Origin of the sequence: Vibrio porteresiae DSM 19223, from assembly GCF_024347055.1 — a bacterium.
In the GTDB taxonomy this organism is placed as follows: Bacteria; Pseudomonadota; Gammaproteobacteria; order Enterobacterales; family Vibrionaceae; genus Vibrio; species Vibrio porteresiae.
On sequence record NZ_AP024895.1, the window covers coordinates 3,086,142 to 3,104,925 of the forward strand.

Below are 18,784 nucleotides of genomic sequence, written 5' to 3' on the forward strand. Positions count from 1 at the left end.
CTTACCATTGGAAAAGCTTTTTCAACCAGTTTGTTGGCCCAGATTCACATTCAGCTTTCCACTGATTTTGACTATCCCAAACCGGCAGACGGAACTGGCTTTGACAATTGACTTGCAGTGCACCGTCCGACTCGCGATCAAAACCGATCGTTTTGATCTGCTCCGGCCAAGGCAATACCAACCTCTGCGGAATACGGTTCGATAGATAATCAGCATAAACTCGTAGCGCCCCGCTGGCCCCCGTAAGATAGGTCGGTTGGTTATCATCGCGACCAACCCAAATCGTGGTCACTTCGCGGCCATCGACCCCAACAAACCAACTGTCTCTCGTATCGCTACTTGTGCCGGTTTTCCCTGCTAAAGAAGCCCAACCAAACTGGTTAGTAAGGTAACGTCCAGTCCCTTCCATCACCCCACGCTTCATCGCATAGGTAGTTAACCAAGCCGCTTGTTGCGGCACAGCTTGAGATACCTTAGGAATAGATTGGTAAAGTACATTACCTTTCAAATCTAGAACCGAACGCAATGCAGAGAGCGGCGCTTTTTTACCCGAATTGGTAATGGTTTGGTACATTTGCGCCACTTGGAAAGGCGTCAAAGTAAACGAACCTAAGAACATACTTGGCACTGGGCGAATTTCATCTGCTGGTACACCAAGTTGAGCAAACGTTTTAGCAACGTTATCAATACCTAACGCCATGCCTAACTCAACTGTAGGCACGTTTAATGATTCTGCTAGCGCCAAATACAGGGGAACATCACCACGATAACGTCGGTCGAAATTGCGCGGCGTCCACACTGTTCCCTCATCCCCTTGTAAAGAGATAGGTTTATCTTGCAGAGTGGTCACTAAGCTATATTTTTCAGGCTGAGCTAGTGCGGTCAGATAAACGGCACCTTTAGCCAATGAACCGATCTGACGACTCGCGTTTAACGCTCGGTTAAAGCCATCATATCCAACCCGTTTCCCGCCTACCATGGCACGAATCTCACCTGTCGTACGATCAACCGCAATCGCAGCGGCTTCTAGCTGATTGGCCGCTTTGCTCAGTTGTGGCACTTTTTCAGCAATGGCTTGTTCTAAGTCTTGCTGTGAAACAGGATCAAGTGACGTAAAGACTCGAATGCCCGTTTCTGACTTAAATGCATCACCGACTTTTTCTTGCAGCTCATTACTCAACTGCTGGAAGTAAGCTGGCTGACGACTGGCAATATGCGGATGTTTTTGTACATCAAGCGAGCGAGACGCGGCTTGCTCGTATTGCTTAGCCGTCAACATGTCATTTTCCATCATGAGCTTAAGAACCAGATCTCGCCGTTCACGCGCACGCTCAGGATAACGAATAGGGTTGTAATAGGACGGGCCTTTGACCATGCCGACTAACAAAGCTAATTGGTCAATACGCAGTTCTTGTAAAGGCTGCCCGAAATAAAGACGCGATGCTAAACCGAATCCATGTACCGCTTCACTGCCATTTTGCCCCATGTACACTTCGTTCATGTAGGCTTCCAAAATACGGTCTTTGCTGTAGCGATAATCAATGATCAACGCCATATAGGCTTCGCGCAGCTTACGCCAAATAGTGCGATTACTGGAAAGGAAAATGTTTTTCGCTAGCTGCTGAGTTAACGTACTTCCTCCCTGCACCGTATGACCTGCACGAATATTCGCAGCCAAGGCGCGCAAAATAGCGAGAGGTGCAATTCCATCATGTTGATAGAAATGACGATCTTCCGTTGTCAGCAAAGCATCAACCATGATTTCAGGGAATTGGTCGCGACGTAAGAAAAGGCGCGTTTCCGGCGTATTTTTCTCAAGCATTCCTAACATTTTAGGATCTAGGCGTAAATACCCCAGTTCTCCCCCTTTTTCGAGGGAGTTTATATGCGTCAAACCACCATCATCGAAGGTCAGCATCACATGGCGGTCCGGTTCAGGGCCATCAGCAAACTCAAATGGACGACGAATCATTTCGATGCGCGTAGACGAAGCTGAATATTCTCCCGGATAGCGAGGCTGCTGCACCTTACGGTACTTCAACACATCCAATTCATTACGAACTTCTGGGAGGGTAATATCCATTCCCGGTTCAAGGGTTAAAATTCGCGCGTACACCACGGTAGGCAATTGAAATAATTGACCATCAAAGCGCTGTTTAATCACGCTATTGAGATAGATACCCACAAACACCAGTACCGCAGCAAGCGCCAAACCACATTTCCAAGAAAAGCTCCAGAGCGCCCTCCACCAGCTGCGTTTTACACTGCCGGAAGAAGAGTGAGTTTTGGGTGTCTTTTTATCGTTTGATTGAGGATTTTTTTTCTTCATGAATTCAATTGTCGTTTTGTTTTCGTCGTCGCGACATGATTAGCAGGGTCATCAGGCCAAACATGTTTTGGATAGCGACCTTTCATCTCTTTTTGCACTTCTCGATAAGCGCCTTGCCAAAAACCGGCTAAGTCTTGGGTTATCTGCAAAGGACGCTGAGCAGGGGAAAGCAGTTCCATCACCACGGTTTGTGTTCCTTTCGCCACCGTTGGTGATTGTTTTTCGCCAAACACTTCCTGCATTCTGACCGACAATATTGGCTGCATACCCAGTTGGTAGCGAATCTTTTTCTTAGTCCCGGTCGGCATAATGTGATGAGTGGGTAACCACTCATCTAACTGCTGATTGAGCGGCCACGCTAACCGAGCAGATAAAGCCTCCACAACCGAGACTTGGCTAAGTTGTTTCACCGATGTGAGCCCATGTAGATAAGGACTTAACCACTCATCAATGCTTGCCAATAAGCTTTGATCATCCATTTCAGGCCAAGCCTCTTGAGGAAGCCACGTGATGGCACAACGCACTCGAGTGAGCCACTCATGTGCAAAATCGTCCCACTGTAATACGTTTAACCCTTTGCGAGAGACATAATTGAGCAAAGCTTGCGTCATTTTTTCTTTGCTTGGTTCAGGTAATCCCTGACGACGAACAATTAATTTGCCAAGGCACGTTTGCCTTTCTGCCACTAATTTCCCAGCATTATCGTCCCAATCTACTTTTTCTTGTAGCAAAAACAGCTCTGGAAAATTTGTTTCTAACTGAGCTAAATCAACGGGCAATGCACTGAAAATCCGGCTCGATTGCTGCTGTTGACGCTGAATATCAAGCACCACAAGATAAGGTTCAAGCGCTAAGCTATCAAACTCATCAACCATAGCGCCATGCCCATTACTCAGTACAAAATCACCGTGGCTATGGTGTCTCAACATGGCTATTCGGTCAGGAAATGCAAGACTAGCAACCAAACCTAAATGGGGAGCAGTCACTTGACGGAGCTGAAACGATGCCTGACACAAAGCCGCTAACTGTTGTGCGCGAGTCAATAATGACGAAGCCTTAGGATGCTTGTTCTCTTGCCAACGAAACAAACTATGCCCCAAGTTAGTGACATTTTTTTCAGGCTCTTCCGCCAATGCAGCCAGAGCCAACGCTGCATTGAAAAACTCTGGTTTTTCTTTCACTTTCAATAGCATTGCAGCCAAACGCGGATCAATACCTAATTGATGCGCTTCACGTCCCATACTGGTTAGCTGACCATCATTCTTCATAAGACCCAAGCTCTGTAACAGCCCTCTTGCCTGAGCTAGAGCCGCTGCCGGAGGAACATCTAACCAAGCCAGATCTTTTACATCATGAGCCCCCCAAAACGCCAGTTCGAGCGCCAACGCGGTGAGGTCACTTTGCATAATTTCGGGTACTGGGGTTTTGGGCTGCTGTAACCCCTGACTCTCGCTGTATAACCTTATGCAAATACCCGGCTCTAACCGCCCGGCACGCCCAGCACGTTGTATCGCCGATGACTGAGCACAGCGCCCTTCGACTAAACGCGTAATGCCAGTTTTGGGATCAAAGCGAGCGACACGCTCTAGGCCAGAATCCACCACGATACGAATCCCTTCTATCGTTAGTGATGTCTCAGCGATATTCGTCGCAAGTACCACTTTGCGCTGCCCACAGCTTGCCGGAGCCAATGCTTTTTGTTGCTGAGCAAAATCCAATTGACCATATAAAGGAGAGACAACCACATTGGCAGGTAAATCGGTCAAACGTTCCAGAACTTGATTTATTGAGCCAGCCCCAGGGAGAAACACCAAAATGGAACCAGATTCCTCTCTCAACAAACGCTCTATTTGCTTAGCCATCACCGCAACCATTCGTTCGTTCGCATTGATCGAGAGATGACGTACTTCAACTGGGAACTGCCGACCAACACAGTAGATATACTTTGCATTGGGCATTAACCCGAGTAGAGCTTGTTGATCTAAAGTGGCAGACATCACTACCAGCTTTAAGTCATCTCGCAAAGCCGCTTGAACTTCTAAACAAAAGGCCAAAGCAGTATCCGCATGTAGGCTACGTTCGTGAAACTCATCAAAGATAACCACATCAATGCCAGTTAGCTCAGGATCACTTTGCACCATGCGGGTCATGATCCCTTCCGTCACAATTTCCAACTGTGTTTCAGGTCCTACACGTGTCTCACCACGAATACGATACCCCACTCGTTGTCCGACTTTTTCCCCCAATTGCTCTGCCAAATAGAGAGCAATATTACGCGCAGCAATTCGTCTGGGTTCGAGCATGACAATCTTGCCGCGGCATTGACCTGAAAGGAGTAATTGCAAAGGAAAGTAAGTGGATTTACCTGCACCCGGCTCCGCTTTAACGATCGTTTGAGATGAATGCTGAACCGCCTCAAGCAATTGAGGTAAAACATCAGCAATAGGCAACTGTGACAAGTCTGGCTCCTTGTGTTTTAATGGCCATACTATTGTACAGAAAAACAGTATGATCAACTTATGCAATTTCACCCAAGCTTAAAAAAAGCGACCTTAATCCAACGCTACAAACGATTTTTGGCCGATGTGATTACCGAGCAAAATGTCACCTTTACCCTGCATTGCGCGAATACGGGTGCCATGACTGGGTGTGCAGAACCTGGCGATATAGTCTGGTATTCCACTTCCGATAATCCAAAGCGTAAATATGCGCAAAGTTGGGAGATCACAGAAACCCAACAAGGTGATCATATCTGTATAAATACCAGTAGAGCCAATCAGTTAGCTGTTGAGGCAATTCAGGATGGCACCATAACTGAGCTGCAAGATTATAAAGAACTGCGTACCGAAGTTCGCTATGGTCTTGAAAATAGTCGCATCGATATCTTGCTCACTGGGAAATCTAAGCCAGAATGTTATGTAGAGGTAAAAAGTGTGACCCTCTTGGACGATAATGTATTGGCAGATGAGGAAAATTCTGCCATGGTAGGCCAAGGTTTTTTTCCGGATGCCAAAACATTACGCGGCCAGAAACATCTACGTGAACTGGCAGAGATGGCTAAAAATGGGAGCAGAGCCGTACTTTTGTACGTTGTTTTGCATTCAGGGATTGAAAAAGTCTCCCCCGCGCACCATATAGACGCGGATTATTCACGTTTGTTAACAATGGCGCTAGAAGCTGGAGTAGAAGTACTGTGCTACAAGGCTACGTTTTCCAAAGATGAGATTAAGCTGATGTCTCCATTGGAATTCGTCCCTCATAAAACAAAAATTTGTTGATGTCTTCACATTGATAGCATCTTTGTTAATGAGTCATTGCCTCTCCCACTTCTTTTTGCTATAGATACCCGCCTTAATTTAACTGCTCTCGCAGTTGACTAGGTGTTAGTAGGAGATGCTGTATGCTTGAGTCCAAAAAGAAAACGCTAGGCATCCTAGCCATTGCAGGTGTTGAGCCGTACCAAGAAAAGCCGGGTGAAGAATATATGTCACCAGGTCAAGTTGCTCATTTTACAAAAATTCTTGAAGCTTGGCGTGATTCGCTTAGAGCAGAAGTGAACCGTACTGTTCACCATATGCAAGACGAAGCTGCAAACTTTCCAGATCCTGTAGACCGTGCGTCTCAGGAAGAAGAATTTAGCTTGGAACTGCGTAACCGTGACCGCGAGCGTCGTCTGATTAAAAAAATCGAGAAAACTCTTGATAAGATCAAAGAAGATGACTTTGGTTACTGCGAGTCTTGTGGCGTTGAAATTGGTGTCCGCCGCTTAGAGGCTCGCCCAACAGCCGATCTTTGTATCGACTGTAAAACATTAGCTGAAATTAAAGAAAAGCAGATGTTGGGTTAATCGACCTGAGAAAGGGAGCCTAGGCTCCCTTTTTTCATTTCTTATTTGGGGTAAGTTCCCAAGACAAAATCTTTCCAACATAGCTGCAAGGCGACGGCGCTTTCGTTACAATGCCCCGTCGTTTTTTAGATCTAAGCACGCTGTATGAGTTATATCGGACGTTTTGCGCCCTCACCTTCAGGTCTCCTGCACTTTGGTTCATTGATTGCTGCTTTAGGCAGTTACTTTCAAGCCAAAGCGATGCAGGGTAAATGGTTGGTCAGAATTGAGGACATCGATCCTCCCCGAGAAATGCCTGGGGCAGCATCAGCCATTTTAAAAACATTGGAACAATACGGCTTGTATTGGGATGGAGAGGTTGTATATCAAAGCCAGCGCCACCATCTTTACCAAGCCCAAATTGAAGAGTGGCTAAAAAGCGGTCAAGCGTATTATTGCCAATGCAGTCGCAAGCAAATAAAAGAGTCCGGCGGCTACTATCTCGGTACATGCAGAAATTTAGGTCTCACCAATGCACAACATTGTTCTGTAAGATTACGCATGGATAATCCTGTAGAATCTTTCGAGGACTTAAAACGCGGCGAAATGATCATTCCGCATGCATTGGCACACGAAGATTTTATAATTAAACGTCGCGACGGTTTATTTGCTTATAACCTCGCGGTGGTCATTGACGATATAGAACAAGGTGTCACCGAAGTCGTCAGAGGGGCAGATTTGATTGAGCCAACGGGCCGACAAATCAGTCTGTACAAAACCCTCAATCAGACACCAATACGTTATCTACATCTGCCATTGGCAGTCGATGCTGAGGGAAATAAATTCTCGAAACAAAATCACGCGACAGCAATAGATAATAACAATCCCAAACCCGCTATCATGAAAGCAATGTCATTTTTAGGCTTTGATTTACCTAAAGATTTCATGAGTTGCACGATTGAAGAGATGATGGATTGGGGATGTAAAAACTGGTGCCTTACCCAATTACCCGAAGAGATCAAAATCATACCATGATTCTCAAATGGCATCGTCTAGGCTATTATTAGCCCCAAATTCCGCCCCGTTTCGATGAGTTGTAACCCAATCTCGTTAGAAATAGGCAAGACCAATCATTGTCAGAAGCACATGAATAACAACGATTTACAACCACGCGAACATCGCGTGTACCCAAGCTTAGCTTTAAACATTATCGCGCGCCAAGATCACTCAGTTTCGCGCCAGATGATCAGTGAGAATGCGCTAAAAGTGTTGTATCGCTTACACGGTGCTGGATTCGAAGCGTATCTTGTCGGCGGCGGCGTTCGCGATTTATTGTTAGGTGGTACACCAAAAGATTTTGATATTGCCACTAATGCAACCCCAGAGCAGATCCGTCAGTTATTTAGAAACTGCCGGCTCATCGGTCGTCGCTTTCGTCTCGCTCATATCATGTTTGGCCGTGATATTGTGGAGGTCGCGACATTTCGTGGCCATCACCAAGAGCAAGACTCACAAGTGTCAGCGCAATCTGAACAAGGAATGTTGCTGCGTGATAACGTGTATGGCACCAAAGACGAAGACGCCGAGCGTCGTGACTTCACCATCAATGCGATGTACTACAACATCGCTGACTACAGCATCCATGATTATGCTGGCGGCGTAGAAGACCTTGAAGATCGCCTTGTGCGCCTAATCGGTGACCCAGAGACTCGCTATCGCGAAGACCCGGTGCGCATGCTGCGTGCTATTCGCTTTGCGGTAAAACTGGATTTCGATATCGAAGAAGATACCGCGGAACCTATCGAGCATTTAGCTCCACTGCTTGGTGAAATTCCATCAGCACGTCTGTATGAAGAATCCCTCAAAATGCTGCAATCAGGTCATGGTCTTGAAACCTATCACCTGATGCGTGAATACAATCTATTCCAACAGCTATTCCCTGTGATTGCCGATCACTTTACTGAGGATTTTTCTTCACACACGGAACACATGCTGGATCTCGCGCTAGATTCAACCGACTTACGCGTTGAAGAAAACAAACGCATCAATCCTGCATTCATGTTTGCCGCCATTTTGTGGTATCCGATGATTGAATTGGCTCAGCGTCTAACCGATGAGTTGGGTATTCAATATTATGATGCGGTGATGGAAGCAAGTAATCAGATTTTGGACCGAGTGGTAAAACGCATTGCGATTCCACGCCGTCATACCGCAACGATACGCGAAATTTGGCAATTACAGCTGCGCATGCCGCGCCGCAATGGCAAACGTGCGATTCGTTTAATGGAGTTGAACAAATTCCGAGCTGGCTTTGACTTCCTGCAAATGCGCGGCGAAGTAGAAGGCGGTGAAACACAACAGTTAGCCCAATGGTGGGAAACATTCCAATCAGCGGGACGCAACATGCGCCAAGCGATGGTGAACGACCTTCATCAAGCATCTCCTGTAAAATCAAAGGGAAAGCCGCGTAGAAATGTCCGTAAGAAAAAGAGCAAAACCGAGTCATGATCACAGCATATATTGCAGTAGGAAGTAATCTAGGCGATCCAGTGGCTCAGGCAAAGCTTGCCATTGAAGCACTAAAAAATGTGCCTCAATCTCGCGTGACAGCAGTCTCATCACTGTACAGCAGTACACCGATGGGACCGCAGAACCAACCCGATTACATCAATGCTGTAATCGAAATAGAAACACAATTATCACCCTTAGACTTGCTCGATTGCACCCAAGCAATTGAACAAAATCAAGGCCGAGTGCGCAAAGCAGAACGCTGGGGACCGAGAACTTTGGACCTAGACATTGTTTTGTATGGCGACCACGTTATTGACTGCGAACGATTGACGGTTCCTCACTACGGAATGAAAGTGAGAGAGTTCGTTTTGTATCCGTTGGCAGAAATTGCACCAAACCTGCAACTCCCTGACGGGACTATGCTCTCGGAGTTACTCACTGCAGTACCTCTCAATGGGCTTAGTATTTGGCAATAGCCAACTCCTAGTAAGGAACAATAATGAAAAAAATGACTATCAACGACCTTATGAAATGGAAGAAAGAGGGTCGTAAATTTGCAAGCGTGACCGCATACGATGCGAGTTTTGCTCAGCTATTTGAAAGCCAAGATATGCCGGTACTTTTGGTCGGCGATTCTTTAGGCATGGTACTACAAGGGGAAAATGATACCCTTCCTGTCACCGTTGATGACATTGCCTACCACACTCGCTGTGTCAGAAAAGGCAGTCCCAATGCATTACTAATGGCAGACATGCCATTTATGAGTTACACCACCCCAGAAGAAGCATGCCACAATGCTGCAGCATTGATGCGAGCTGGGGCTAACATGGTCAAAATCGAAGGCGGTCGTTGGCTAGCGACCACTGTGAAAATGCTGACCGAACGCTCAGTCCCAGTTTGTGCTCATTTAGGGTTAACACCTCAATCCGTTAACATTTTCGGTGGGTATAAAGTTCAGGGACGTGATCAAGAGAAAGCCGACGAAATGGTGCAAGACGCAATTGCACTACAAAACGCTGGCGCTCAAATCGTGGTTTTGGAATGCGTACCAGCGTCTCTAGCCGCGAAAATCACAGCAGCACTTAACATTCCTGTTATCGGTATTGGTGCGGGTAATCAAACAGATGGACAGATTTTAGTGATGCACGATATGTTCGGCATTTCGGCCAATTACATGCCAAAATTCTCTAAAAACTTTCTGGAAGAAACTGGAAATATGCGTAAAGCGGTAGCGAAATACATCGAAGATGTTGCTAGCGGTTCATTTCCAGATGAAGCACACACCATTGCTTAAGGAGTAATTCATGCAAACTTTTGCTGATGTAGTCTCTCTGCGTGAACAAGTAAAACAGTTCAAACGCGATGGACGCAAAATAGCGTTTGTACCAACTATGGGTAACCTACACGAAGGTCACCTCACTTTGGTACGTAAAGCTCGTGAAGAAGGTGACATTGTCGTCGTGAGCATTTTCGTCAATCCTATGCAGTTTGACCGAGCTGACGATCTCAACAACTACCCACGCACGTTAGATGAAGATCTCAACAAATTGAATGCAGAAGGTGTAGATCTTGTCTTCACCCCTACTCCAGAAATTATCTATCCTAACGGTTTAGATAAGCAGACATTCATCGAAGTCCCTGGACTTTCATACATGTTAGAAGGCGCATCACGCCCAGGCCATTTCCGTGGCGTGGCAACAGTCGTGACTAAGCTATTTAACATTGTTCAGCCTGATATCGCCTGTTTCGGCGAAAAAGATTACCAGCAATTGGCGATCATTCGTCAAATGGTGGAAGACCTTTGCTTAGATATCAGCATCATTGGTGTGCCAACAGTACGTGAATTAGATGGTTTAGCCATGAGCTCACGTAACAGCTTACTCTCTGTTGATGAACGCCAACTGGCGCCAGTGTTAGCGCGTACTATGCGTTGGATCAGCAGTGCTATTCGCGGTGGACGTGATGATTACGCGTCCATTGTTGAAGATGCTAATGACCAGCTGCGTGCAGCAGATCTCGAACCGGATCAAATCTACATTCGTGATGCACAAACACTGCAAACCATTAATGCAGAGAGCAAACAAGCCGTTATTCTCATGTCTGCCTTCTTGGGCAAAGTGCGCTTGATTGACAATCAGGTATTGGACCTTTCTGAGCCAAAAGAAAGCCAAGAAGAAGAGTAAATTCTTTCCTAAAAAAAGCCCACGTTGCGTGCAATGTGGGCTTTTTCTTTGTCCAGATTAAGCGGTTCGTTGCTAACTGCGTAACCCTTTGCCTTTAGTCACTAAGTAATGAGCTAGTGCATATAAACCGATAACAAAGGCACCAAGTACGGTAAACGACACACCGATACCCACGTCAGAAACCCCTAAGAAGCCATAACGAAACGCGTTGACCATATACACAATCGGGTTAATTTTCGATACACCTTGCCAAAATTCAGGCAATAAGCTGATCGAATAGAAAACACCACCTAAATAGGTCAATGGTGTTAATACGAAGGTAGGTACAATCGAAATATCATCGAAACTTTTCGCAAACACGGCGTTAATCAATCCACCTAATGCAAAAACAACGGACGTGAGGAACACCGTCGCTACAATGATAGCCCAGTGATGCACTTGTAAGTCGACAAAAAATAGCGACACAGCAGTTACCATCGCTCCCACTAACAGGCCACGTGCAACGCCACCCATTGTATAGCCAGCAATAATCACATAATTGGGCACAGGCGCCACCAACAACTCTTCGATGTTTTTCTGAAACTTAGCACTAAAAAAAGACGAAGCCACATTCGAGTATGAGTTAGTGATCACCGACATCATGATCAAGCCCGGCACGATGTACTCCATATAGGTAAAACCGTTCATCTGCCCAATGCGTGAACCAATTAAGTTACCAAAAATGATGAAATACAAAGTCATGGTAATCGCCGGCGGCACTAAGGTTTGTACCCAAATACGAGTAAAACGCTTCACTTCTTTATGCAGCAAACTGCAAAAGGCCGTCCAATAAATCTGATACATCAATCGCCTCACTTATCACGATGAATAATGCTAACAAACAGCTCTTCCAAACGGTTGGCTTTGTTACGCATAGAAAGAACTGTCACGCCTTGATCGGTAAGCTGGCTAAAGACATGATTTAGCCCTTGGCTTTTCTCTAACTCAATTTCGAGCGAACCTTCGGCGACTTGCTGCGAACGAACACCATTTAGCGTCGGAATCTTACTGACATCATCGACATCGAGAATAAATGTCTCTACCGCCAATTTACTAAGCAGCCCTTTCATCGTGGTATTTTCAATTAACTCACCGTGGTTAATTATGCCGATGTGCCGACATAGCATCTCAGCCTCTTCCAGATAGTGAGTCGTCAGGATAATCGTAATCCCATTTTCTCGGTTGATACGCTCCAAGAACTCCCACATTGAGCGGCGCAGCTCAATATCGACGCCTGCGGTCGGCTCATCGAGAATCAACAAATGCGGCTCATGCATCAAGGCTCGAGCAATCATCAAACGGCGCTTCATTCCGCCAGAGAGGTTACGTGCACGCTCGTGACGTTTCTCCCATAAATCCAGTTGGCTGAGGTATTTCTTCGCTCGTTCCTTGGCTAGGTTTTTTTTAACCCCGTAGTACCCCGCTTGCTGCATCACAATCTGTTCAACAGTTTCAAAAGGGTTAAAGTTAAATTCCTGAGGAACCAACCCTAAATTTTGTTTTGCCAGCTCCAGGTTCTTATCTATGTCATAGCCAAACACTTTGACTGTGCCTGAGGTTTTATTCACTAAAGATGAGATGATCCCTATCGTGGTTGATTTCCCAGCCCCATTTGGGCCAAGCAGAGCGTAAAAATCTCCTTTTTCAACCGATAGGCTTATGCCCTTAAGTGCTTCAAAACCACCGGAGTACGTTTTGCGCAGCTGACTTAATTCTAATGCGTACATACAATTCCTACTTTTTTTGAACAGAACAGATGTGCTGCTCTAGCGCTGGTTTTTCAACCCCTCGCACGGAAAACTCTGCTCTTTTATTTACAGCTTAACCTCGTTCTCAGGTTAATCTCATTAAAAAGTTAATCCAACTCAATAAATAGTCACTATTCTATGTTGAACCAACAGCTCTGAGCAGTATCATCTGGCGCAATTTGTTAGAGAATGATATGACATCATTGTGTATAGTGGCATCGTTGATGAAGGGAACTAAAATGCCAGAATTAAAACAATTATTTGAAAATAACTCCAAATGGTCAGCATCAATTAAAGCAGAGCGACCGGAGTATTTTACCAAATTGGCTAAAGGTCAGAATCCAGACTTTCTGTGGATTGGTTGTTCAGATAGCCGAGTTCCTGCCGAGCGACTAACTGGCTTATATTCTGGTGAATTGTTTGTCCATCGTAACGTTGCCAACCAAGTGATCCATACCGACCTTAACTGCCTCTCAGTGGTGCAGTACGCCGTCGATGTACTCAAAGTCAAACACATCATCATTTGCGGTCACTATGGCTGTGGTGGCGTTACCGCAGCGATTGAAAACCCTAAGTTGGGTTTGATTAACAACTGGCTACTGCATATTCGCGATCTGTACCTTAAGCATCGTACCTATTTAGACAAAATGTCCGGCATGGATCAGTCTGACAAATTGGCAGAGATCAACGTAGCTGAGCAAGTTTACAACTTGGGTAATTCCACCATTTTACAAAATGCCTGGGAACAGGGCCAAGATGTGGAATTGCATGGTGTGGTTTATGGTATCGAAGATGGTCATCTTGAATACCTAGGTGTGCGCTGTACATCACCTGCGAAGGTAGAAAGCAGTTATCGTAAAGCGATGGAAACTATCCTCAACGAAGAACACAAGCTGCTCTGTCGCTAAACAAGAAGTTAGCAAACAGATTAAACGAAAAAGGAGCTGCAATAGAGCTCCTTTTTCATATCGAATTCAGATGGCGAACGGTTATTCCAACGGAACCACTTTACCAATGAAAGGAAGATGACGGTATTTCTGAGCGTAATCGATGCCAACACCAACCACAAACTCGTCAGGAATCGCAAAGCCAACCCACTGCACATCAACTGGCACTTCGCGACGTGATGGTTTATCCAACAGAGTACAGATTGCTAGTGAATTAGGTTGACGCAACGCCAAAATCTCTTTCACTCGGCTTAATGTATTACCTGTGTCGATAATGTCTTCAACCAGCAGGACATCTTTACCTTTGATGTCGTCATCAAGATCTTTCAGGATGCGAACATCGCGAGAGCTTTCCATACTATCGCCATAGCTAGAGGCAGTCATAAAGTCGACTTGGTGAGTGACGTCGATTGCACGCGCAAGGTCAGCCATGAAAACAAAAGATCCGCGTAGTAAGCCAACCAGAACTAAGTTTTCACTCTCTTTATAATACTGAGAAATTTGCTTTCCTAGCTCACGAACTCGTTCTTGAACATCCTGTTCAGAGATCATCACTTCAACTTTATGTTTCATACTGCTCTCGTTCTATCTGAGCGGCCCATAACTGACACAATGGATATGGACAGACGCTTAAAATAACTCCAAAATGGTAGCCGCGTATAGTATCATTCCTTCCGCTGTGAGGAAAACGTTTCCGTCAGCGTGATAATGAGTACAAACTCAACCAAACCATATAACAAACATAAAGTTTAATGCAAAAAAGCATAAGCAGAGCGAAAACATTGACCTCTGATATATGCATCAGTACACTGCAGTGTGCAGAGTTGCAAATAATAAAATAATTACTAGTAGACATTCGTTTCACAACTTAACAACGTAAGTAATCAAGGCAAGGATTAACAATATGGATGCTTCAATAGAAAAACGCCCAAGAACCCGTTTATCACCTCAAAAACGTAAACACCAGCTAATGGAAATAGCTTTAGAAGTGTTTGCCAAACGTGGGATTGGTCGTGGTGGTCACGCAGATATTGCGGATATCGCGCAAGTTTCAGTGGCAACAGTATTTAACTATTTCCCTACTCGTGAAGATTTAGTAGATGACGTACTCACATTTGTTGTTCGTCAATTCTCAAACTTCCTAACCGACAGTATCGATCTCGATCTACCTGCTCGCCAAAACTTGTTGACTATCTCAGATGGTATCGTCAACTTAGCGATTGATGATTGTCACTGGCTAAAAGTATGGTTCGAATGGAGTGCTTCAACTCGTGATGAAGTATGGCCTCTATTTGTATCGACTAACCGTACTAACCAGATGTTACTTAAAAACATGTTTGCAAAAGCAATCGAACGCGGTGAACTTAGCAGCGATTACGACGCAGAAGATATGGCAACCTTGTTCCACGGTATTTGTTACTCCCTTTTCGTACAAGCTAACCGTGTCCGCAATGAAAGCAGTGTTCACAAACTAGTGAGCCACTACCTTGACATGCTATGCATCTATAACGAAGTAGCCTAAATCTTAGCTTAAGGGTGGTTTGTTCTTAACTCATTGAATAAATCACCTGATTCGAGACATAAAAAAACCGCTGATAATCAGCGGTTTTTTTGTCTTTAAATTAAAGACTTATTTTTTCTTCTTCGCTTTAGCGTTTGGAAGGTCAGTGATTGAACCTTCGAACACTTCTGCTGCTAGACCGATAGACTCGTGTAGAGTTGGGTGAGCGTGGATAGTCAAAGCGATATCTTCTGCATCACAACCCATTTCGATTGCTAGACCGATTTCACCAAGAAGTTCACCACCGTTAGTACCAACAATAGCACCACCGATTACGCGATGAGTTTCTTTATCGAAAATCAGCTTAGTCATACCGTCTGAACAGTCAGATGCGATTGCACGGCCTGAAGCAGCCCATGGGAATACAGCAACTTCGTAGTTGATGCCTTCTGCTTTCGCTTCTTTCTCAGTCTTACCAACCCATGCTACTTCTGGCTCAGTGTAAGCAATTGAAGGAATGACTTTAGGATCGAAGTAGTGTTTCTGTCCGGCAATCACTTCAGCAGCTACGTGACCTTCATGTACACCTTTGTGCGCAAGCATTGGTTGACCAACGATGTCGCCAATAGCAAAGATGTGAGGTACGTTAGTACGCATTTGTTTGTCTACATTGATGAAACCACGTTCATCAACTTGAAGGCCAGCTTTTTCTGCATCTAGAAGTTTACCGTTTGGTACACGACCGATTGCAACAAGAACTGCATCATAGCGCTCTGGTTGTGCAGGTGCTTTTTTGCCTTCCATAGAAACGTAGATACCATCTTCTTTTGCTTCAACTGCAGTTACTTTCGTTTCTAGCATTAGGTTGAATTTAGAAGAGATACGTTTAGTGAACACTTTCACTACGTCTTTATCTGCAGCAGGAATCACTTGATCGAACATTTCAACTACGTCGATCTGTGAACCTAGCGCATGGTAAACTGTACCCATTTCTAGACCGATGATACCACCGCCCATGATAAGCAGTTTTCCTGGGACTTCTTTCAGCTCAAGAGCATCAGTTGAATCCCAAATACGTGGATCTTCGTGTGGAATGAATGGCAGTTTGATTGGGCGAGAACCCGCAGCAACGATAGCGTTGTCGAAAGTAACAACAGTTTTGCCTTCTTCGCCTTCCACTTCGATAGTGTTAGGACCAGTGAATTTACCAAAACCGTTAACCACGTTTACTTTACGCATCTTAGCCATACCGCCAAGACCACCAGTAAGTTGGTTGATTACTTTCTCTTTCCACAAACGGATTTTATCGATGTCAGTTTGAGGCTCACCGAACACGATACCGTGTGCAGAAAGTGCTTTAGCTTCTTCGATTACTTTTGCAACGTGAAGCAGAGCTTTTGATGGGATACAACCCACGTTTAGACATACACCACCAAGGGTGTTGTAGCGTTCAATAAGAACAGTGTCCAGACCTAAGTCTGCACAACGGAATGCAGCGGAGTAACCAGCAGGACCTGCACCAAGTACGACAACTTGGGCTTTAATTTCTTTGCTCATTTCGACCTCTTGTAGTCAATATCCCTAACAGGCAGAGTGGCGCTCTATCCATTAAATATGAGTAAGCGAACCTTTTCTATCTATGCCAGTGTAACTGTATGTGCTTGGAGAGAAAAGTGATTCCACCTAGCCTGTGAGCTAGACGACAATTCATTTAGGGAATTATCCCGTTACCAAATTGATGGCAAGATAATACTGAATCAAGGCAGCGTTTCCGCTGCCTTATTTATCTTGAGCGTAGTACTACTTAAAGCACTAGGCGACGGATGTCGCTTAGACTATCGTTCAAGTAAGTGATGAAACGTGCACCTTCAGCACCATCGATCACACGGTGGTCGTATGATAGAGACAGTGGAAGTTGTAGACGTGGAGCGAACTCTTTACCGTTCCACACAGGTTTCATTTCTGACTTAGACACACCAAGAATAGCTACTTCTGGAGCATTCACGATTGGAGTGAACGCAGTACCACCAATGCCACCTAGGCTAGAGATAGTGAAACAGCCACCTTGCATGTCAGATGCAGTCAGTTTACCGTCACGTGCTTTCTTAGAAATCGCTTTCAATTCGTTAGAAAGTTCGTAAATGCCTTTTTTGTTCACGTCTTTAAAGACAGGAACAACTAGACCGTTTGGTGTATCAACCGCGATACCGATGTTCACGTATTTCTTCAGAATTAGGCTTTCACCATCTTCAGAAAGAGACGCATTGAACGATGGGAACGCTTCAAGCGCTTTAGCCGCTGCTTTCATGATGAACACAAGTGGAGTGATCTTCATGCCAGTGTCTTTCTTCGCTTCGATAGCATTCTGTTCTTTACGGAACGCTTCTAGCTCAGTGATGTCTGCGTTATCCCATTGTGTAACGTGAGGAATCATCACCCAGTTACGGTGCAGGTTAGCACCAGAGATTTTCTTAATGCGAGACAGAGGCTTAAGCTCAGTTTCACCGAACTTGCTGAAGTCCACTTTTGGCCAAGGAAGAAGACCAAGTGCTGCGCCGTCACCTTTACCAGTTGACGCTGCTGCACCAGATTCAATACGTTTAAGAGCTTCTTTAACGTAGTTTTGAACGTCTTCTTTCAGGATACGGCTCTTACGACCAGTACCTTTAACTTTAGCAAGGTTAACACCGAATTCACGAGCAAGACGACGTACTACTGGAGACGCGTGAGAGTACTCGTTGTTTTCTTGGAAATCGCCAGCTGCAGGAGCTGCCGCTTTAGGTGCTTCAGCTTTTACTGGAGCCGCTGCTGCAGGAGCAGATGCTGCTGCCGCTGGAGACGCCGCTGGTGCTGCGCCTGCCACTTCAAATACCATGATCAATGAGCCAGTAGACACTTTGTCGCCTTCCGCTACTTTGATCTCTTTTACAGTACCTGCGAATGGAGCTGGAACTTCCATTGATGCTTTGTCGCCTTCAACAGTGATAAGAGATTGCTCTTCAGTCACTGTATCGCCAACTTTAACCATGATTTCAGTGACAGAAACTTCGTCACCGCCGATATCTGGTACGTGTACATCTTTTGCTGCAGATGCTGCTGGCGCTGCCGCTGGAGCCGCTGCTGCAACAGGAGCTGCTGCTGGTGCTGCGCCTGCCACTTCAAATACCATGATCAATGAACCAGTAGAAACTTTGTCGCCTTCAGCGATTTTGATTTCTTTTACTGTACCAGCGAATGGTGCTGGAACTTCCATTGATGCTTTGTCGCCTTCAACAGTGATTAGAGATTGCTCTTCAGTCACTGTGTCGCCAACTTTAACCATGATTTCAGTTACGCTAACTTCGTCGCCACCGATATCTGGAACATTCACTTCTTTGACTGCTGAAGCAACAGGAGCCGCCGCTGCTGGTGCTGCCGCTTGAGCCGCAGGAGCTGGTGCCGCTGCTGCAGCACCCTCTTCTTCAAATACCATGATGAAAGAACCAGTAGACACTTTGTCGCCTTCTGATACTTTGATTTCTTTAACCACACCCGCTTGTGGTGCTGGAACTTCCATTGAAGCTTTATCACCTTCAACAGTGATTAGCGATTGCTCTTCTTCAACTTTGTCGCCAACTTTCACAAGGATCTCAGTAACTTCTACTTCATCCGCGCCGATGTCAGGTACATTAATATCAATTGCCATTACTTTCCTACCTTC

General features: G+C 45.4%; 16 protein-coding genes. 9 read left to right on the plus strand and 7 right to left on the minus strand.

Annotated features, from left to right (window positions below):
- Position 1: 1 nt before the first annotated feature.
- Together mrcB and hrpB are read right to left on the minus strand one after the other, a co-directional pair.
- The gene (mrcB, locus tag OCV11_RS14035) at positions 2–2,329 is read right to left on the minus strand and encodes a penicillin-binding protein 1B (RefSeq protein WP_261893587.1); all 2,328 of its coding nucleotides are present in this window, start codon (positions 2,327–2,329) and stop codon (positions 2–4) included.
- Positions 2,326–4,788, minus strand: coding sequence for an ATP-dependent helicase HrpB (gene hrpB / locus OCV11_RS14040; protein WP_261893588.1), 2,463 nt, complete (start codon positions 4,786–4,788; stop codon positions 2,326–2,328). Before hrpB ends, mrcB begins: the two co-directional genes overlap by 4 nt.
- Before the next feature lie 60 nt (positions 4,789–4,848).
- Here hrpB and sfsA point away from each other — a divergent pair, with 60 nt between their 5' ends.
- The 7 genes from sfsA (at position 4,849) to panC (ending at position 10,849) form a co-directional block, all read left to right on the plus strand.
- Entirely contained in the window at positions 4,849–5,607 is a 759-nt protein-coding gene (sfsA, locus tag OCV11_RS14045) for a DNA/RNA nuclease SfsA (protein WP_261893590.1), read from the plus strand.
- A 122-nt stretch (positions 5,608–5,729) separates the two neighbouring features.
- A complete protein-coding gene (gene dksA / locus OCV11_RS14050) occupies positions 5,730–6,176 on the plus strand; it encodes an RNA polymerase-binding protein DksA (protein WP_261893592.1) in 447 nt (148 codons plus the stop codon).
- A gap of 144 nt (positions 6,177–6,320) precedes the next feature.
- The gene (gene gluQRS, locus OCV11_RS14055; RefSeq protein WP_261893594.1) at positions 6,321–7,190 is read left to right on the plus strand and encodes a tRNA glutamyl-Q(34) synthetase GluQRS; all 870 of its coding nucleotides are present in this window, start codon (positions 6,321–6,323) and stop codon (positions 7,188–7,190) included.
- Between the two features lie 111 nt (positions 7,191–7,301).
- Positions 7,302–8,663 (plus strand): polynucleotide adenylyltransferase PcnB, encoded by a 1,362-nt coding sequence (gene pcnB, locus OCV11_RS14060; RefSeq protein ID WP_261893596.1) that lies wholly within the window; start codon positions 7,302–7,304, stop codon positions 8,661–8,663.
- Positions 8,660–9,142 carry a 2-amino-4-hydroxy-6-hydroxymethyldihydropteridine diphosphokinase gene (gene folK, locus OCV11_RS14065; RefSeq protein WP_261893597.1) on the plus strand — a complete coding sequence of 161 codons (483 nt, stop codon included), beginning with the start codon at positions 8,660–8,662 and terminating at the stop codon, positions 9,140–9,142. The genes pcnB and folK overlap by 4 nt, the downstream gene beginning before the upstream one ends.
- Positions 9,143–9,165: 23 nt before the next feature.
- Complete coding sequence (gene panB / locus OCV11_RS14070; RefSeq protein WP_261893598.1) at positions 9,166–9,960, plus strand: 3-methyl-2-oxobutanoate hydroxymethyltransferase; 795 nt, start codon at positions 9,166–9,168, stop codon at positions 9,958–9,960.
- Positions 9,961–9,970: 10 nt separating this feature from the next.
- On the plus strand, positions 9,971–10,849 hold the full coding sequence (gene panC, locus OCV11_RS14075) for a pantoate--beta-alanine ligase (RefSeq protein WP_261893599.1): 879 nt from the start codon (positions 9,971–9,973) through the stop codon (positions 10,847–10,849).
- Positions 10,850–10,921: 72 nt separating this feature from the next.
- Here panC and OCV11_RS14080 read toward each other — a convergent pair whose 3' ends face one another.
- Complete coding sequence (locus OCV11_RS14080; protein ID WP_261893601.1) at positions 10,922–11,692, minus strand: ABC transporter permease; 771 nt, start codon at positions 11,690–11,692, stop codon at positions 10,922–10,924.
- Positions 11,693–11,700: 8 nt separating this feature from the next.
- Complete coding sequence (locus OCV11_RS14085; protein ID WP_261893603.1) at positions 11,701–12,615, minus strand: ABC transporter ATP-binding protein; 915 nt, start codon at positions 12,613–12,615, stop codon at positions 11,701–11,703.
- A 260-nt stretch (positions 12,616–12,875) separates the two neighbouring features.
- On the opposite strand from OCV11_RS14085, the gene can reads away from it, so the two are divergent.
- On the plus strand, positions 12,876–13,544 hold the full coding sequence (can, locus tag OCV11_RS14090) for a carbonate dehydratase (protein ID WP_261893604.1): 669 nt from the start codon (positions 12,876–12,878) through the stop codon (positions 13,542–13,544).
- 81 nt (positions 13,545–13,625) lie between these two features.
- Here can and hpt read toward each other — a convergent pair whose 3' ends face one another.
- A complete protein-coding gene (gene hpt, locus OCV11_RS14095; protein WP_261893606.1) occupies positions 13,626–14,156 on the minus strand; it encodes a hypoxanthine phosphoribosyltransferase in 531 nt (176 codons plus the stop codon).
- Between the two features lie 331 nt (positions 14,157–14,487).
- Between hpt and OCV11_RS14100 the strand changes: the two genes are divergently transcribed.
- Entirely contained in the window at positions 14,488–15,105 is a 618-nt protein-coding gene (locus OCV11_RS14100; protein ID WP_261893607.1) for a LuxR/HapR/OpaR family quorum-sensing transcriptional regulator, read from the plus strand.
- 108 nt (positions 15,106–15,213) lie between these two features.
- Here OCV11_RS14100 and lpdA read toward each other — a convergent pair whose 3' ends face one another.
- Positions 15,214–16,641 carry a dihydrolipoyl dehydrogenase gene (gene lpdA / locus OCV11_RS14105; RefSeq protein WP_261893608.1) on the minus strand — a complete coding sequence of 476 codons (1,428 nt, stop codon included), beginning with the start codon at positions 16,639–16,641 and terminating at the stop codon, positions 15,214–15,216.
- 247 nt (positions 16,642–16,888) lie between these two features.
- Complete coding sequence (gene aceF / locus OCV11_RS14110; protein WP_261893610.1) at positions 16,889–18,769, minus strand: pyruvate dehydrogenase complex dihydrolipoyllysine-residue acetyltransferase; 1,881 nt, start codon at positions 18,767–18,769, stop codon at positions 16,889–16,891.
- Positions 18,770–18,784 lie beyond the last annotated feature (15 nt).

What these genes read in the sequence shown, in the direction of transcription:
- can (WP_261893604.1), top strand. Translation starts at nt 12,876, where the DNA reads ATGCCAGAATTAAAACAATTATTTGAAAATAACTCCAAATGGTCAGCA.
- panC (WP_261893599.1), top strand. Translation starts at nt 9,971, where the DNA reads ATGCAAACTTTTGCTGATGTAGTCTCTCTGCGTGAACAAGTAAAACAG.
- gluQRS (WP_261893594.1), top strand. Translation starts at nt 6,321, where the DNA reads ATGAGTTATATCGGACGTTTTGCGCCCTCACCTTCAGGTCTCCTGCAC.
- lpdA (WP_261893608.1), bottom strand. Translation starts at nt 16,641, where the DNA reads ATGAGCAAAGAAATTAAAGCCCAAGTTGTCGTACTTGGTGCAGGTCCT.
- aceF (WP_261893610.1), bottom strand. Translation starts at nt 18,769, where the DNA reads ATGGCAATTGATATTAATGTACCTGACATCGGCGCGGATGAAGTAGAA.
- panB (WP_261893598.1), top strand. Translation starts at nt 9,166, where the DNA reads ATGAAAAAAATGACTATCAACGACCTTATGAAATGGAAGAAAGAGGGT.
- sfsA (WP_261893590.1), top strand. Translation starts at nt 4,849, where the DNA reads ATGCAATTTCACCCAAGCTTAAAAAAAGCGACCTTAATCCAACGCTAC.
- mrcB (WP_261893587.1), bottom strand. Translation starts at nt 2,329, where the DNA reads ATGAAGAAAAAAAATCCTCAATCAAACGATAAAAAGACACCCAAAACT.
- hpt (WP_261893606.1), bottom strand. Translation starts at nt 14,156, where the DNA reads ATGAAACATAAAGTTGAAGTGATGATCTCTGAACAGGATGTTCAAGAA.
- OCV11_RS14100 (WP_261893607.1), top strand. Translation starts at nt 14,488, where the DNA reads ATGGATGCTTCAATAGAAAAACGCCCAAGAACCCGTTTATCACCTCAA.
- folK (WP_261893597.1), top strand. Translation starts at nt 8,660, where the DNA reads ATGATCACAGCATATATTGCAGTAGGAAGTAATCTAGGCGATCCAGTG.
- pcnB (WP_261893596.1), top strand. Translation starts at nt 7,302, where the DNA reads ATGAATAACAACGATTTACAACCACGCGAACATCGCGTGTACCCAAGC.
- OCV11_RS14085 (WP_261893603.1), bottom strand. Translation starts at nt 12,615, where the DNA reads ATGTACGCATTAGAATTAAGTCAGCTGCGCAAAACGTACTCCGGTGGT.
- OCV11_RS14080 (WP_261893601.1), bottom strand. Translation starts at nt 11,692, where the DNA reads ATGTATCAGATTTATTGGACGGCCTTTTGCAGTTTGCTGCATAAAGAA.
- dksA (WP_261893592.1), top strand. Translation starts at nt 5,730, where the DNA reads ATGCTTGAGTCCAAAAAGAAAACGCTAGGCATCCTAGCCATTGCAGGT.